The organism is Paenibacillus sp. 01T431, from assembly GCF_056398625.1.
In genome coordinates, this window is the sequence record NZ_JBFTPT010000024.1 from 23,615 (window position 1) to 39,110 (window position 15,496).

The window sequence follows — 15,496 nt, forward strand, 5'->3', positions numbered from 1 at the left end:
GAAGCCTACTTTACAGGATGATAGTATGATAGGAGACAGGTGGAACTATGAACGTAAACAATGAGACAACTGACTTGGAAGTAAATAACGAGGAAACAGAGATGTCCAAGGAGGAATGGGCGGAGCTTATAAAAGCTGTTTACGATAATGGCCTTGCAGCTTTAAGAATACAGTATAACGATGTTGAGGCACAGGTTTCGAATTTCCATGATTATGGCCCAGTTTTTATATTTCATGTGAAGGATGAATCGGGTAGTAGATATTCCTGCGGTTTTTTTCTGCATGAGTTGCTTAACAGGTTCCAATCGGACAATGACCCTGCAGTATGGATGTCTTCCTTTTTCGTTGAACTTATGGAGACGAAGGGTGGCAAGCCCCTCCCAAAACCAGCAACGACCGAAACTGAGGCTAAAGAGATAATTGACAATATACTCGTTCCGGAATGTATAAAAGCAGTAACGGAAGAGTTTGCTGCGGAGCAGGTGCATGCAGGTCTTGCTTGGAAGGAAGACCACGGTCCAGTCTTTGAAGCTGGATTTCCGGCACTCACAGGCGGAAATAACGTATGTGCGATTTCTTTGCATTTCTTGTTGATTCATTTGCAGTTGAACCGGGATCCAGGAGATCTGTTGATTCAAGAAATGTACAACATTCGAAAAGAGCATGGCATAGGCTAACATTTACAAATCAAAATGTATTTAGCGCAACCCGATATGGGTTGCGTTTTTTTATTCGTACACAGCGAGCAACTTCAAATTTTAATAGTCGATATTTGCTTTTTTGCGCATGCTAAGTATATCCAACTGTTATGCATCCGACTTGTTTCAATACTGTAAACTTTTGTGGGCTTAGTTGTTTGTGAAAACGAGGCTGTGATACGATCAAGGGTGAATGGAGATGAACGAATGGAGCTTACCAAAATATTGATCATAGAAGATGAAGAAGCGATAGCTGATTTGCTTGCATATGGCTTGCAGAAAGAGGGATTTCAAACCAAGCTTGCCCATAACGGCAAGGATGGCTTAAGAGAAATCGAAGCGTTCAAGCCTGATCTGCTGCTGCTTGATTGGATGCTTCCCGATCAAAGCGGACTTGATATTTGCAAGCAAATTATGGGGAAATACATGCTTCCGATCATCATGATTACGGCTAGGTCTGATATTTCCGACAAAGTTATCGGAATGGAGCTTGGCGCCGACGACTATATTACGAAACCATTTGATATGCGTGAAGTAATCGTCCGCATTCGTACATTACTGCGCAGAATCAATCCTATAACGGCTGTGAACGAAGAAGCAGCACCAGCAATCATCAAGTTCAAAACGATAGAAATTAATGTGCCCGAAAGAATGGTCAAAAAAGACAATGAGCTCATTGAGCTGACACCAAAAGAATTTGACCTATTGATGACTTTGACGAGCTCTAGAGGACGCGTATTTACTCGATCAAATTTGCTTGATTTAGTATGGGGCTATAATTATTTTGGTGATACTCGAACCGTGGATATTCATATTCAGCGTTTGCGCAAAAAGCTTGATGCCAATGACATCATTACTACGGTATTTCGTGTCGGGTACAAATTCGAGAAGAATGTGGAATGAATATGGTACAGTCTATCAAGGTTAAGTTTTTAATCGGATTGTTAGTTATTTTTGTCACCTCGCTATTGCTGCTGCATCATTTTGTCATGCAAATTATTGAATCCAGCAACGAAACCATCATTACGCAGGATTTGAATACGATGAAGAAAAACAGCAATGTTTATGTAAAACAGACGTTTATGATCAATCATTATAGTCATGATGAAATTTATTTCGAGCAGATGTCTAAAGAGTTGGTTGTTGATTTGAAAAATATTACGTCTAGCCAAGTGGCTGTTTATTCATTAAAGGGCAAGCAGCTTGCTGCATCGGACAGTGCTCCCTTCATGAGTCCACTTGGAGACGATTTCAAGCATGCTCTCAAGGGAGAAACCGCTTATACCATCTCCCATCAAGAAAAAATATCTACGATCTATTTTTCATATCCGGTTGTCATTGACGGTGAAAAAATAGGTATTTTACGATTTTCCAAAGATGTATCGATGCTTTATGAGAACAGCAGGCAAATATTAGATGTCATTTTGTATGTAACGATCGCTATCTTTGCAATGGGCTTGCTGCTTTGTTATGCATTGTTCTGGAACATTACACTGCCCATCGTCAAGATGACCAAAGTTTCAACGGAAGTGATAAACGGCAATCTTAATGTCCATATCTCTTTAAACCGAAAGGACGAGCTGGGCAAGCTTGCTCATAACTTCAATCAAATGATTGAGAAAATTAGACTTCAAATTGGCAAAATAGAAAAGGACCGTGACCGCCTTAAAGAGTTAAACCAGCATCGCAAGCAATTTTACGACAATGTTACCCATGAGCTGAAAACACCTCTAACTTCTATCATGGGCTACGCGCAGATGATCAAAGACAATGGGCAAAATGATGAGGTTTTTTTCGAGAAAGGTATTGCGCATATAGCGGATGAAAGTGCTCGTCTTCACGAAATGGTTTTGCAGCTATTGGAGTTGTCTAAGGAAACAGATTCTAAAGCATCCTATGAAATGGTTGATGCAGGGTTTATTTTGCTAAGCGTTTGTGAAGGTATGGCGTTCAAAGCCCAAAAGTATAACAAAAATATTGTTTGCGAATTAGAAGATCATCTCATCATTGAGGGCAGTCCAACTAAATTAAGACAGCTGTTTATCAACTTGATTGATAATGCGATTAAATACAGCGATGCTTCCTCTGAAATTATAGTGAAGGCAGGTCTGATCTCCGAGGTCATACAATTCACTTTTATAAATCAGGGAGATGTCATTGCACCAAAACATTTAGCCCGTATTTATGAACCCTTTTATAGAGAAAATGGTCGTCTTGTGAAAGAAGTCGGGAGCCGCGGATTGGGGCTTAGCATTTGCAAAGCCATTGTTGAAGAACATCAAGGAACCATTCAAATCCAAAGCGAGGATAGAGAAACAAGCGTAATTGTTCACATCCCGCAATTTGATAACAAGCAGGTGACCTCGTGATTAGAAAATCAGTATTTGCTCTGCTTATCCTCGTTATTTTGTCGGGCTGCGCATCTACGAAATTTAATTCAAGAACCGTCGTTATACCAGATACAGAAGCGGCACCAGAATTGGCCCATTCGAACGGTGATTTTGAAGTAAGCAAAATCTATCGCATGTTTGAGGAAGAGGAGAGTGAAATCCAAATTCTCGGATGGTCAGACAATGAGCAGATTCTAGGCATGCTCAAAAATATAGATTTTACTCAAACCTTGCAGCGCTTTGATTATAAGAATCAGACGATGAAAGAGGTTATGAATTTCAATCAATATTCAGAAGCAAGCATGGTGTCCCCAGATGGGCTTAAAATCGCAGTTTACGGTTGGGATAATAACAAAAACAGAACCCTGAAGATCTACAGCCAGATTGATGGCAAGGCGATTACTGTCGAGGATATGCAGGACTCTTTGTCGGCTACGATGATCTGGTCTAACAACAGCCGGTATCTCTCTTTTTTCATATGGGATGATCAGAAAGTAGAAAAGCTTGCCGTTTACGACGTTACGACTAAAAAGATGAAGAAATATGATGTTCCGTATGAAAGTGAGAAAAGCTGGTCGAGATATGCGAAAATTTCTGATAATGGAGAAACGGTATTGATCATCAGACAAATGTATGATGGACAATCGATCTTGTTCGGTAAAATAGACGGCACTGGAATTTCCAGTTTGTATAATCATCTGTTGAATCGTGATGGGACGGTAGACTTTCTCAATAATGATCAAATTTTGTTTGTCAGCGAGAACAATTTGCTGTTTGCATATGATCGCCGCAATAAAGCTACCACGATTTTAGGTGAGCAAGTGGGTAATTTCCGTTTAACAAGGGATCGCAAATATATTGCATACTCGAAAGATTCGCTGAATATCTATATTGCCAAATTGCAAGGAAACAATCTTTTGAATGAACAGGAGGTGTTCAAAGGAATAAATCCGGGTCAAATGGAGTGGAGTCCATCGGGCAACAAGCTCTATTTGAGCGGCTGGAAGTCATTTGACGCTCAAGTAAAAAGCCAATTGTCCGTACAGTTATCGATGAATTACATCATTGAGTTTAAATAAAACATGTTTCCAAACAGCTATCACTGCTTCCATCGGTGATGGCTGTTTTTTTGTGTTTCATAAGCCGACGCATTTCAACATTTTTAGATACAACTTGTTTACAAATTGGAGAAGTGCTCGAAATGAGGATTATGTATAAATAAAGAAGCTGCTAAACATCTATTACTTAGGAGGACAACATGTACTCGTATACGAAAAAACGAAAATCGCGAATAGTCAGGCTAATTGTGCTTTTATTCACTCTAGTTTTAATTAGTGTAACTTTAATAGGCTTTGCCGCAAACAAAGAAGAAAAGTCGCAAGCTCTGTCAGCCAATCCGCCAATTGTTCCAACGAAGCAGCAATCCTTGGATGGAAAACCAGATAGGATATACAAAGTTGTCATTGATGCAGGGCATGGCGGCAAAGATCCTGGGGCGGAAGGAGCTAGCGGAAAAAGGGAAAAACATTTTACACTATCGTTATCTCAGAAAGTGTACGAGCTGTTAAAGCAAGAGAACATGTTTGAGCCGCATCTAACCCGGAATGATGATACGTTTATTGATCTGGACGTACGTCCTGATATAGCAAATCAAATGGAAGCAGATGTTCTTCTATCCATTCATGCGAACACCTATAAGGACGAGAATGTTGGTGGAATTGAAACGTTTTATCGTTTTGATGAAAATATTGAATTAGCTCAGACTATGCATAATCAAGTTGTAAAGGCAATGGGCTTTCGGGATCGCGGAATACGGAATGAAGAGTTAAAGGTTCTTTCACTAAGCAAGGTGCCGGCGATTTTGCTCGAAGTAGGTTATTTGACAAACCCCGTTGAAGAAGCCGTTTTACTTGGAGAAGATGGACAAGATCGTGCTGCGAAAGCTATTGTTGAAGGTTTGAAGCAATATTTTAAAAACAATTCAGAAGATGCAATCATACAATCCTAATTCGAATGTAATCCGTTTAAAGGAAATGAAACAATAAGCCACGTCCTCTGGACGTGGCTTATTGTTTTTCTGTCATTTGTTTTCGGTATGCGCCAGGTGAGATGCCGTAATACCGCTGGAACACGCGATGGAAGTAAGTATAGCTGCCGAATCCGGTTTCTTCGGCAATACGTTCGAGCGTAAGCGGACTTTTGCCCATTAGTTCCAGCGCCATCGCCAGACGCACCTTCTGGGCATATTGCATAATGGACATGCCGAATTCAGCTTTGAACAGCTGAACCGAGCGGGATACGCTAAGTCCCGTATGTTTCGCAGCATCGGATAAAGTGAACGGAATCGCTGCATGCTCCTCGATATAAAGCTTTATTTTATAAGCGAGCAGCTTGGGACCGGAGTTGTATGAGGTTGCTTCATCTATGGCTCTATCGAGCAAATAGCAAAGTGATTGCATCAGCGTACACAATAGTTCAGGATTACCGCCGTCATGCCGTCTGCTTTCTAGTATTAATTGCTGCCATAAAGCTGCTATTCTCCCGTTCTCACCTATTTTTGTTTTTTGGGGTCTTCGCTGAAGCTTCCACCATGCATCAAGCCAAGAACCGCTGCAGATCACATAATAGTCTCCGCTTGGCCCAAGCTCGCCAATTCTCAGATCATAAACTTCACCGGGGGCAAACAGAAGAAGGTCGCCAGGCTCGATGATATCGACCTGCCCTGCAATCAATGCTTGGCATAAGCCTTCAGTCTGCAATCGAATGATATAGGTTTCGAGGCCGGATTTAAAGGTATGTCTAAAAGGCGTATTATGGTACATAAAGGCACAATAATCGAGCTTTATTCCAGTTTCCTTCATTACTGTTTCTCCTCTTCCATAAGCAGATCGTTGATGTTTATCATTAGTTTGTTTCTACACATGCCTGTCTATTTCCTTCATAATGGACAGTATATACATGAAGGAGTTGTTATCGATGGCAGGAAACAAGAAGTTGTTCTCGTCGGAAATAAAGGAGAAAGTATTGTCCTTGATTTCCCAAATGACATTAGAAGAAAAAATTGGCCAAATGTCGCAATTTGACTGGGGCTTTCATGCGATAAATCCGGATGCCGGCGGTGAGATCAATCTAATCATGAAGGATCTCATCGATAAAGGAATGTTAGGCTCGTTGTTTAATTTATCAGGCGTTGAACAAGCGAATACACTGCAAAAACAAACCATTGAAAAGTCACGCCTTGGCATACCGATGATCGTTGGGAGAGACGTTATTCACGGCTACCGTTCAGTATTCCCTATTCCACTCGCTCAATCGGCAAGCTGGAACCCAGATCTGATTAGAAGAACAGCAGCAGCAGCGTCTAAGGAAGCAGCTTCCGACGGTATTTCGTGGGTGTTTGCGCCGATGATCGATATTACGAGAGATCCTAGATGGGGAAGAATTGCCGAAACGATGGGAGAAGACCCTTATGTAGGCGAGATTATGGCAAAAGCGTGGGTTGAGGGCGCCGAGCTCGATGATGCTTCAAGCGAAAGCCTCTCTGTAGCGAGCTGTCCTAAACATTTTGCCGGATATGGATTTGCGGAAGCGGGCAGGGATTATAATACGGTAGACGTATCGGATCGCGTGCTGCGTGAAGTTATTTTGCCGCCGTTTCGTAAAGCGGTTGAAGCTGGAGCGCTTAGCATTATGGCATCCTTTAATGAATTGAATGGCATTCCTGCATGTGCCAACCGTTATTTGCTTACGACAATTTTGCGTGAGGAATGGGGCTTTGAAGGCGTCATCGTTAGTGATTACAATGCTCTAGGCGAATTAATCACTCATGGTGTTGCCCGAGATGCGGAGGAAGCGTGTGAAATTGCGATTAAAGCAGGTACGGATATGGATATGCATTCAGGCATATTCTACAAATACTTGCCGAAGCTCGTTCAAGAGGGACGGGTTGCCGAGAGTCTGATCGACGCCGCTCTAGGCAGAATTTTAGCTGTAAAGATGAAACTAGGATTGTTCGAGAATGCATACGTAAATCCAGAACGAAGCCAAAGTGTTATTTTGTCAGAGGAGCATGTGTCATTGGCGCGCGAGGCAGCAAGAGAGTCTATCGTTCTGCTTAAAAATAATAATCGTATTCTGCCTCTTTCTAAGCAGCTGAAAACACTGGCTGTTATTGGACCGATGGCAGCGAACACGAAAGATCCGCTTGGCTGCTGGGCGGCCGACGGCAATGCGGATGATGTCGTTTCACTGCTTGATGGCATTAAAGCGAAAATATCGGCAGACACACAGCTGCTATATGCGGAAGGCTGCGGCATTGAAAGTGAAGACGAGAGCAGCTTTGAACAGGCGCTGGCAGCAGTTGCTGGGGCGGATGCTGCTATTATTGCAGTAGGCGAAAGTCTGACGATGAGCGGTGAAGGAAACTCCAGATCAGAACTGGACTTGCCCGGTAAGCAGCGTGAGCTCGTTGAAGCAGCAATACAGCTGGGCAAGCCGGTTATCGTTGTATTGTTCAATGGCCGTCCGCTGACAACCGTTTGGCTGGATGACACGGCAACAGCAATTGTAGAAGCATGGCACTTAGGTATTCAAAGCGGCAATGCAATAGCTGATGTCTTGTTTGGTGACTACAACCCAAGCGGTAAGCTCACAGCAACATTCCCGCGGAGTGTAGGTCAAATCCCGCTTTATTATTACCGGAAGAACACAGGACGTCCTCCAGGAGGCGTGTATTCTTCAAGATATATCGATGCTCCAGTGCAAGCATTATATCCGTTCGGGTACGGTCTGAGCTATACCGACTTTGAATATGACAATCTTGTCGTGAGCTCAGCTCGCATAAGCAGCTCGGATTCCGTATCTGTTTCTGTAAATGTTACGAATACAGGCAGCGTTATAGGTGAAGAAGTAGTGCAGCTGTACATTCGTGATGCAGCGGCAAGCGTAACACAGCCTCTCAAAAAACTAAAAGGTTTTGCCAAGGTGAGCTTAAGTGCCGGTGAGATGAAGACGGTGACATTCTCGGTAACCCCTTCGGAGCTTGCCATCATAGGAGCAGACGACCGTTTGTCGGTTGAGCCTGGCATTTTCCAGCTGATGGTTGGTCCTCATTCCGAGAAGGGCTTGATCGGTGAAATCACAGTAGAATAAATGTGAACAGGGGAAGCTGTTCCAGCAGTAGTAGCGAATTCGCCAAAGTGAGCGCTCGCTTTGAGCAGAGATATTATAGAACATGAAAAAATAGCGGTGAAGGGCTGTCCCTTTACCGTTATTTTTTTATTTGGTGAATGATTGTTTGCTTAAACCGATTATGGGCAAGCGAGAGCAAGCTAAGCACTAGTTTTACCTTTGGCAAGCTGCGATGCAAAAATCGATTTGCTCTAGTCAGCCCCAAGTCGACTCTCTAAGGAACTGTATCATGCTTATTATGCAGAAAACGATTGTTCTCAGATTTTAACGAACCTTATTGGCGCTATTACAAGTTTTACAGGGTCTTATGAGCTGTTTTTCTCGAAATAACGTTTCTGGAGTTCGTTACAATTTTATTCCACTACGAATGCTTTAAATAAGCACTTCTGGGTTCGTTAGTTATAGGTTTTATAACGTTTTGCTTTCAACTATAATGCGATCTTGTGTTATAGGGTTGTACATTTCAGTAGTAACTGAAACAACCGTTGTCAACGTTTTTCAAAGCAGTTGGAGGTTTATAGATTTGATTGAAGTCATGCTTCACCAGCTGTCATTTATGGAGGTTTTGTATAGTCATCACGCGATAATACCACCAGCAATTCTAGTAAAATAAGCACACTCCAAGTCAACAAATGGCTAGGAGTTTTGTTTTTTGAGCAGATTTAAAAGCGTGGATAACTATAATAAATAATGGTTTTCCAATATTGTTCTCCTAAAAATGGTCGTGCTACACTAGGCAAGAAATGTGAATGAAGGGGGATTTATTCGGAACATATGGGAAGCATTAACTCATATCATCCGAAATGAATAAGCAAAGGAAGGTAACGATGAAGAAGCGATCAGTTATGTTATTTACATTTGTAATGGTTATCGCCATAGCTCTAATATTCGTAATAGACTTCCAAAAAAAGAGTAATGAACCCGAAACGGTTCAAACACCATCACCTTCGGAATCTACAGACAAAGAGATATCCAATGCGAGCAAAGCTAAACAGCTTGTAAGTCAAATGACGGACAAGGAAAAGATAGGCCAGCTTGTAATGTATACACCTACGGGTCAAGCAGATTCGTTCTCAAATAAAATGATCAAGGAATACGGTGTAGGCAGTGCCCTCTTGAATCGACGAATGAATTCTGCTGCCGATACTGCCCGGTTTACTAATGCGCTCCAGCAACTGGCATCTGAATCCAGATTAGGTATCCCTCTATTTATTTCTGGCGATTTGGAATATGGCGCAGCTCAAAGAGTACCTGATGAGGCAACGGTATTGCCAAGACAGATGGCAATTGGAGCTACACAAAATGTGGATTATGCGGAACAAGCTGCGCGCTTGACGGCTGTTGAATCCAAAGCAATGGGTTTTCACTGGAGTTTCTCGCCGGTCGTTGATGTCAATTCGAACCTGATGAACCCAGTGATTGGTGTTCGGTCTTTTGGAGAAGACACGAAGCTTGTAAGCGATATGGCTGTTGCAGAGGTGAGGGGTTATCAAAGCGAAGGAATGATATCCAGCGCCAAGCATTTTCCAGGGCATGGGGATACAGGTTTTGATACTCATATGTCGTTATCCAAAGTGTCTTACAGCGAAGAAGTGCTGCGAACCGTGCATCTCCCTCCATTTCAAGCAGTAATCGACCAAGGAATCGAGTCTATTATGACTTCACATATTATTATTGAAGCGATTGATGCTGAACTTCCTGCAACACTCTCAAAGAAAGTTCTTACAGGATTGTTGAGAAAGGAAATGGGTTTTAAAGGGATCATTGTCACAGATGCTATGGTGATGCAAGCGATATCCGACAATTGGGGAGCGGGTGAAGCGGCGGTTATGGCCATCAATGCGGGAGCAGATATCGTCATGGCAAATGGCTCTGAAGCTGATCAATTCGATACGTTGGAGTCCCTTTATGAAGCATTGCAGGACGGCAAGCTCGAGAGAAGCCGAGTGGATGAATCGGTGGAACGGATACTAACCTATAAATTCAAGTTAGAGATGTTTGAGCATCGTTTGGTAGACATTAATCATGTGAGCCAGGTAGTAGGGAAAAAAGAACACCGTGAGTTATCTGAGCGAATGGCACTGGATTCCATAACGCTCATCAAAAATGACAATGTCCTTCCATTTGATGCGGAAGCAAATCAGACAACGCTTGTCGTAAGTATGGCTTATGCGGATCAGATTGCAGAAGCAGTTAGGCAAATAAGCAAAGGCAAAGTCATTTCTTATCAGGCAGCAGAAGCTGCGGGAGAAGTGTTAGATGCTACAAGGTCAGCGGTTAAGAAAGCGGTCGAGAAGGCTGAAAATGCAGATCGAATTATTGTTTTTACGAAGTCGGATCAGCAAATACCGCAAGGGCAAGTGGATCTGGTGAACGGATTACTTGCAACTGGAAAGCCGGTAGCAGCTGTCTCCCTGGGAAACCCAAGCGATATTTTGGAATATCCGAACGTGAAGGCATATATTTCAACCTATGCGCTTGATAATTGGTACTGGATAACACCGATTCCGATATCGTGGGAAGCTGCTGTGAAGGTCATATTTGGTTCCAAGCCACAGGGGAAGCTGCCTGTGACCTTAAATAATGAATACTCAAGAAACTTTGGATTGAGCTATCGATAGCCTGACATAAGAAATGACCTTCTTAATTTCCGAAAGGTCATTTCTCCGTATAGCAATTCCATTCTAGCTTTTAAGCTTGTTTACTCGGAGGGAATAGGCCACGAACATCATAATTGACGGGACTAGTAAAATAGAGAAAAATACCAAACCTACTGCAGCGGCATTTTGAATAATGACATTCTGCCATACTTCAGCAGATAAATAAAGCAGTCCGATAATGCCAATCGTTAAAACCAACAAGATAAATGAAGCCATTTTGTACAAACTAAGTGTTCTTGAATATTTCTCAAACGTCGATGTTCGATCTGTGTATATGGGTTCTGTTCCTGGTTCCGCCGAAAAAACATGAAGATCGCCTGATGAGCATACATGGTTCCAACCGCCAGCTTCGAATATTTCTCTATAATTGTTTAGTTCGTTCTCTTGTAATTGACGTATATCGAGGCAATAAATAAGTTTATGGCTGGGTCCATTGCGCAGTGTATAACCTAAAAAGGAGAATTTTTCTAAAAACCATCCTTGCTCGGATAGTTTGCTTAGCTTGTTCATCTCTTTGTGTTCTGCAAAAGCAAGCCCTGCTGATGCCATATAACGAGTCTTTTTATCCATTTCCATCATTAAATTCCTCCTTCGCAGATTGCAGTGCAACATTACCGTGCTGCGCCATTCTTAGTCTTCTCTCGATTTCACTAGCGATAATAGATCTTCCTTTTTCGGTGACGTGGTAGGTTTTCCGGCGCTCGTCTTCGTCTTCATTAAGCACAATAAAGTCGGTTTCTTGCAATTTCTTGATCAAGGTATAGAGAGTAGCTGGCCCAATCTTAATCTCACCGCTCGTCAGTTCTTCGATATACTTCATGATTGCGTACCCATGTTTTGGCGATAGTAGAGCAAGCAAAATGTAGTAGGCAGAATCAGTTAACTGATCCATTTGCAGCGAGTTATTTCTAGACAATAGATCACCCCCACTTCAAAGATGTATCTTTAATGGATATATCCATTGTTGATATATCTGTTATGGTTATAATAAGTGCTTGATGATTAATTGTCAAATTTTATATTATTGGGTTAAGTCACTTAAACATGCAAAGTAAATCATATTCTATTTACATACATACAGTATGTATGTTAAAATCCAACTATATTCAATCCTATGAATACTAAAGGAGAGCTTCCATTTGAAAATGAACAGTTTTTATCCTGTTGTTATGTCACAGGATGTAGCGGAAAGTGCTAATTTTTATCAACGTTACTTTGGTTTTGAAGTTGTGTACGAGTCTGACTGGTATGTGAGCTTGCGGAAGACGGGTGAAGGGCAATGCTTTTATGAATTAGCGCTGCTATCAGCAAGTCATTCCACGGTTCCCGCGAGCTATCGTAAGAGAGCTGAAGGATTGATTCTTAACATGGAAGTTGATAATGTAGATAGTGAGTACAAGCGCTTGGTCCTTGACGCGAAGCTGTCTTTGGAGCAGGATATTCGCGATGAGGATTTTGGGCAACGACATTTTATTCTCTCTGATCCCGGCGGCGTATTAATAGATGTCATTGCAATTATTCCGCCCTCGGAGCAAGAAAGCATGAACTATGTGCAATCAGTGTGGCAGCAAGAGGGAGCAGCAGCTGATAATTAAATGAGCTTGCTTGAAGCTCCTTCTGAGCTTTTAAGAAAATAGGAGCAGCAGGATGAGGAAAACGAAAAAAGATACGGAAGAGACGATTCATAAGCTAGAGGAAGTGGCGAGGCATCATTTTACCACTTTCGGGTTTGCGGACAGTTCACTAGAGGAAATAGCCAAAGATGCTGAAGTCACTCGGGGGGCTGTTTATCACCATTTTGGCAGTAAAAAAGGTTTATTCCGAGCGGTGCTTTCACTTGTTCAATCTGAAGTAGCGCAGCGGCTGGAGGAAGAGGCATCCCTTAGCGACGATTTGTGGGAGCAATTATGTCTGGGATGCCGTGCATTTGTGACTGTCGCAATCGAGCCGCAAAACAGGCGGATCATGCTAATCGATGGTCCTGCCGTGCTTGGTTGGGAGGAGTGGCGGCTTCTGGATGAGAAGCAGTCGATGAAATTGCTGCTTGAACAGCTGGAAATGATGCAGCAGCAGGGCTACCTTAAGGGTGTTCGTCTGGATGCTGCCACTCATTTGTTGTCGGGAGCTATGAATGAAGCGGCGCTTTGGCTCGCACAAATATCGGATACTGCTGAGGCTGCTGAAGCGATGGAGGATTGTTTGCAGACGCTGCGTAAGCTTCTAGACGGCCTTCGTTAAATGAGAGGCAAACAAAACAAAGCCTGACCGACAGTTATCGGTCAGGCTTTGTGTGTGCTTAACTATTAAGAGCCGTATACCTCGAAATCAAAAAGTGAGTATCCGTAAGCTGTGCCTCGCGCCGTGCAAAGCACTCTTACATATCTTCCGCTTTTGGATGCAAACGTAATATCATCGATGGCTCCATTGCCTGTTGTCGTTGTAAAAGCGTCTGTCCAAGTTGTACTATTTGTGGAAACTTGGATTTTATAGCCTTTACCGTAAGCGGCTTCCCAGTTTAATTTCACACGGTTGACGTTTTGAATGGAACCAAGGTCTACGTAAATCCACTCGTTGTTGCTTCCTTCAACACTCGCCCATCTTGTCGTCGAATTGCCATCCGTCGCTTTGGAAGCTTCAAATCCTGTTCCCTCAATTGAGCTTGCTACAGCGGTCTTGCCTAAAGCAAGGTTCGTTGTTGTTGAATTCGGACTCGTTGTTGCGCTGGCTGTATTGCTGCTCGCAGAAAGATTGCCCGCAGCATCAATGGCCTTCACTGTATAACTATATGACGTGGAAGCGTTTAGGCCAGTGTCAGTATAGGTCGTGCCAGAAGGAGAGCCTACTAATGTGCCGCCGCGAAATACTTGATAACCTGATACGCCAACATTGTCGGTAGAAGCTGACCAGTTCAAATTAATTTGGCTGCTTGATGCAGCGGATGCAGTCAAATTCGCTGGTGCAGTAGGTGCTTGGGTGTCCGTAGTTCCACCAGCAGTTGGTATCCACCAGTTTCCTGAAATGAATAACATATTAAGCAAATTGAAGGAATCGCTGAAATAGGATTCTTTTTTGTTTTTCATCCAATCCCATCCTGCATTTACCCATGCTTGGTGCGTGCTGCTCGTGGTTGCTGCTGAAATAAACGGCGATACAAAAACAGCAGTTGCGTAGGAACCGCTAACTCCGCCATTTAGTTTATATCCATCTTTAATGTTATTCGGATTGCCGCTTGTGGCGCCTTTGATCCATACGGCCATTTTGTTAGCAATATCCCGGCCTCTCGTGTCGCCGTAGAAAGCATAGTCCATTACGATTCTTAATGGAACCCGGCTTGCATTGTAATTGTATTCGTTAGTTTCTGGGAATTCATCTAAGTAGTTTTGTGGAGCTGGCTTTGGAGGATTGTCGACAACAAAATCTGAAATCAGCCCTGTGCTAGCTGAATAGGCGCTTGAGAACTGACTATAAACCGTGTACAAGTTGTTAATGACATTCAACCAGGTTTGATCTCCTGTCACCTCATAAAAAGCTCTTAAATGCGAGAGCATCCAGTCGGAGGGACGGGTATTTAATGCACTCTTAGCATCCCAATCGCCAAGGTTCAGGCGGTTATTCGTCGTGACATTGCTCGCCTTGATACCGTTCGTAATCATTTTTTTGGCTTCTGCCAAATAATTAATCGTGCCAGCTGATCCCCATTGCCGGTCAGCAAGTATTAAGGAATAAGCGATGTCCAAATCACCGTCGGTAGCGGAGCCAAAATGTCCTTGTGCTCCAGCAGCGTCTGCAACAACCCAGCCCATAAGATTTGAGTTGCCCGAACTTTTAAAAGCTCTAGCGGTTTTGAATAGGCCGTCATAAATGGTTTTGGCATTTGAATCAAAACCTGCCATCAAAGCGGTGATGACCATGCCATAGCCTTGCCCCTCTGAAGTACCAAGCGGGTCGTAACCTTCAGCGCTTCCTGTAATATCCCCTTTGACATAATAGCCGCCTGGCAATGAGGAGAGGTTATTTTTTAAATAGGTTGATTTCCAGTAAGTATAATAACTCGAAACTGCTGTATTCATAGCTGCCTGAGTGACATGGTTAGGTTTTATAATGCCAGGATAGCTCAGCTGCTGCGGAAATGGTCTAAGCTCTCCTGCAGCATGCACCTTCGTTTGAAGTGGAGCGGGTGCACCCAATAAAGTTAGAAGCATCGCTGAGCAGAGAAAGACATGGCCCATCCATTTCATCATACTTTTGTTTGCTTTTAAAGTGCGCAATTAAAACTCCTCCTAAAATTATAGTTGTATAACCGTCGACAGATTCGCAGCCTCCTTTGCATGTAATCCAGCTTAAACAAAATTAAAGCGCTTTAATTTAAATGCAAAAAAATAAAAAATTTAAGCGCTTTAACTTTAGGCCTATAAAAAAAGTAATTCAGATGAGACTAAAGGTGCAGGACACACTATAGAATCAACCAAGTTACTTCTAGCCATCCATTCTTGATGGTTGTTTTTCGTTCATGCCTCTATGTTAATCAATGTAACACACAAAATTTGTATATGTCTAC

At 42.7% G+C, this 15,496-nt stretch carries 13 protein-coding genes and 1 pseudogene; 9 read left to right on the forward strand and 5 right to left on the reverse strand.

What is annotated here, in order from left to right; genetic code table 11:
* Nucleotides 1-47 precede the first annotated feature (47 nt).
* The 5 genes from AC1DM9_RS30235 to AC1DM9_RS30255 all read left to right on the forward strand — a co-directional run bounded on the left by AC1DM9_RS30235 (nucleotide 48) and on the right by AC1DM9_RS30255 (nucleotide 5,096).
* On the forward strand, nucleotides 48-677 hold the full coding sequence (locus AC1DM9_RS30235; protein ID WP_477583781.1) for a hypothetical protein: 630 nt from the start codon (nucleotides 48-50) through the stop codon (nucleotides 675-677).
* Between the two features lie 228 nt (nucleotides 678-905).
* Nucleotides 906-1,601, forward strand: coding sequence for a response regulator (locus tag AC1DM9_RS30240; protein WP_441880913.1), 696 nt, complete (start codon nucleotides 906-908; stop codon nucleotides 1,599-1,601).
* A complete protein-coding gene (locus AC1DM9_RS30245) occupies nucleotides 1,598-3,067 on the forward strand; it encodes a HAMP domain-containing sensor histidine kinase (protein ID WP_477549863.1) in 1,470 nt (489 codons plus the stop codon). The genes AC1DM9_RS30240 and AC1DM9_RS30245 overlap by 4 nt, the downstream gene beginning before the upstream one ends.
* Entirely contained in the window at nucleotides 3,064-4,167 is a 1,104-nt protein-coding gene (locus AC1DM9_RS30250) for a hypothetical protein (protein ID WP_441880915.1), read from the forward strand. The genes AC1DM9_RS30245 and AC1DM9_RS30250 overlap by 4 nt, the downstream gene beginning before the upstream one ends.
* Nucleotides 4,168-4,346: 179 nt before the next feature.
* Nucleotides 4,347-5,096 carry an N-acetylmuramoyl-L-alanine amidase family protein gene (locus AC1DM9_RS30255; RefSeq protein WP_441880916.1) on the forward strand — a complete coding sequence of 250 codons (750 nt, stop codon included), beginning with the start codon at nucleotides 4,347-4,349 and terminating at the stop codon, nucleotides 5,094-5,096.
* 58 nt (nucleotides 5,097-5,154) lie between these two features.
* On the opposite strand, the gene AC1DM9_RS30260 is transcribed toward AC1DM9_RS30255, so the two are convergent.
* A complete protein-coding gene (locus AC1DM9_RS30260) occupies nucleotides 5,155-5,949 on the reverse strand; it encodes a helix-turn-helix domain-containing protein (RefSeq protein WP_477583783.1) in 795 nt (264 codons plus the stop codon).
* Nucleotides 5,950-6,064: 115 nt separating this feature from the next.
* On the opposite strand from AC1DM9_RS30260, the gene bglX reads away from it, so the two are divergent.
* Both bglX and AC1DM9_RS30270 read left to right on the forward strand, forming a co-directional pair.
* A complete protein-coding gene (gene bglX / locus AC1DM9_RS30265; RefSeq protein WP_477583786.1) occupies nucleotides 6,065-8,239 on the forward strand; it encodes a beta-glucosidase BglX in 2,175 nt (724 codons plus the stop codon).
* An 842-nt stretch (nucleotides 8,240-9,081) separates the two neighbouring features.
* Complete coding sequence (locus AC1DM9_RS30270; protein WP_477583788.1) at nucleotides 9,082-10,899, forward strand: glycoside hydrolase family 3 protein; 1,818 nt, start codon at nucleotides 9,082-9,084, stop codon at nucleotides 10,897-10,899.
* Nucleotides 10,900-10,962: 63 nt separating this feature from the next.
* Here the strand turns inward: AC1DM9_RS30270 and AC1DM9_RS30275 are convergent, their stop codons facing one another.
* Nucleotides 10,963-11,517 (reverse strand): DUF2812 domain-containing protein, encoded by a 555-nt coding sequence (locus AC1DM9_RS30275; RefSeq protein ID WP_477583790.1) that lies wholly within the window; start codon nucleotides 11,515-11,517, stop codon nucleotides 10,963-10,965.
* Complete coding sequence (locus AC1DM9_RS30280; protein ID WP_477511950.1) at nucleotides 11,501-11,854, reverse strand: PadR family transcriptional regulator; 354 nt, start codon at nucleotides 11,852-11,854, stop codon at nucleotides 11,501-11,503. The genes AC1DM9_RS30275 and AC1DM9_RS30280 overlap by 17 nt, the downstream gene beginning before the upstream one ends.
* Nucleotides 11,855-12,077: 223 nt before the next feature.
* Here AC1DM9_RS30280 and AC1DM9_RS30285 point away from each other — a divergent pair, with 223 nt between their 5' ends.
* Together AC1DM9_RS30285 and AC1DM9_RS30290 are read left to right on the forward strand one after the other, a co-directional pair.
* A complete protein-coding gene (locus AC1DM9_RS30285) occupies nucleotides 12,078-12,533 on the forward strand; it encodes a VOC family protein (protein ID WP_477583792.1) in 456 nt (151 codons plus the stop codon).
* 52 nt (nucleotides 12,534-12,585) lie between these two features.
* The gene (locus tag AC1DM9_RS30290; RefSeq protein WP_477583794.1) at nucleotides 12,586-13,176 is read left to right on the forward strand and encodes a TetR/AcrR family transcriptional regulator; all 591 of its coding nucleotides are present in this window, start codon (nucleotides 12,586-12,588) and stop codon (nucleotides 13,174-13,176) included.
* Between the two features lie 65 nt (nucleotides 13,177-13,241).
* Here AC1DM9_RS30290 and AC1DM9_RS30295 read toward each other — a convergent pair whose 3' ends face one another.
* Both AC1DM9_RS30295 and AC1DM9_RS30300 read right to left on the reverse strand, forming a co-directional pair.
* Complete coding sequence (locus AC1DM9_RS30295; RefSeq protein WP_477583839.1) at nucleotides 13,242-13,886, reverse strand: discoidin domain-containing protein; 645 nt, start codon at nucleotides 13,884-13,886, stop codon at nucleotides 13,242-13,244.
* Nucleotides 13,887-13,934: 48 nt separating this feature from the next.
* Nucleotides 13,935-15,098: pseudogene (locus AC1DM9_RS30300) on the reverse strand (family 8 glycosyl hydrolase); the annotation flags it as partial.
* Between the last annotated feature and the right edge of the window lie 398 nt (nucleotides 15,099-15,496).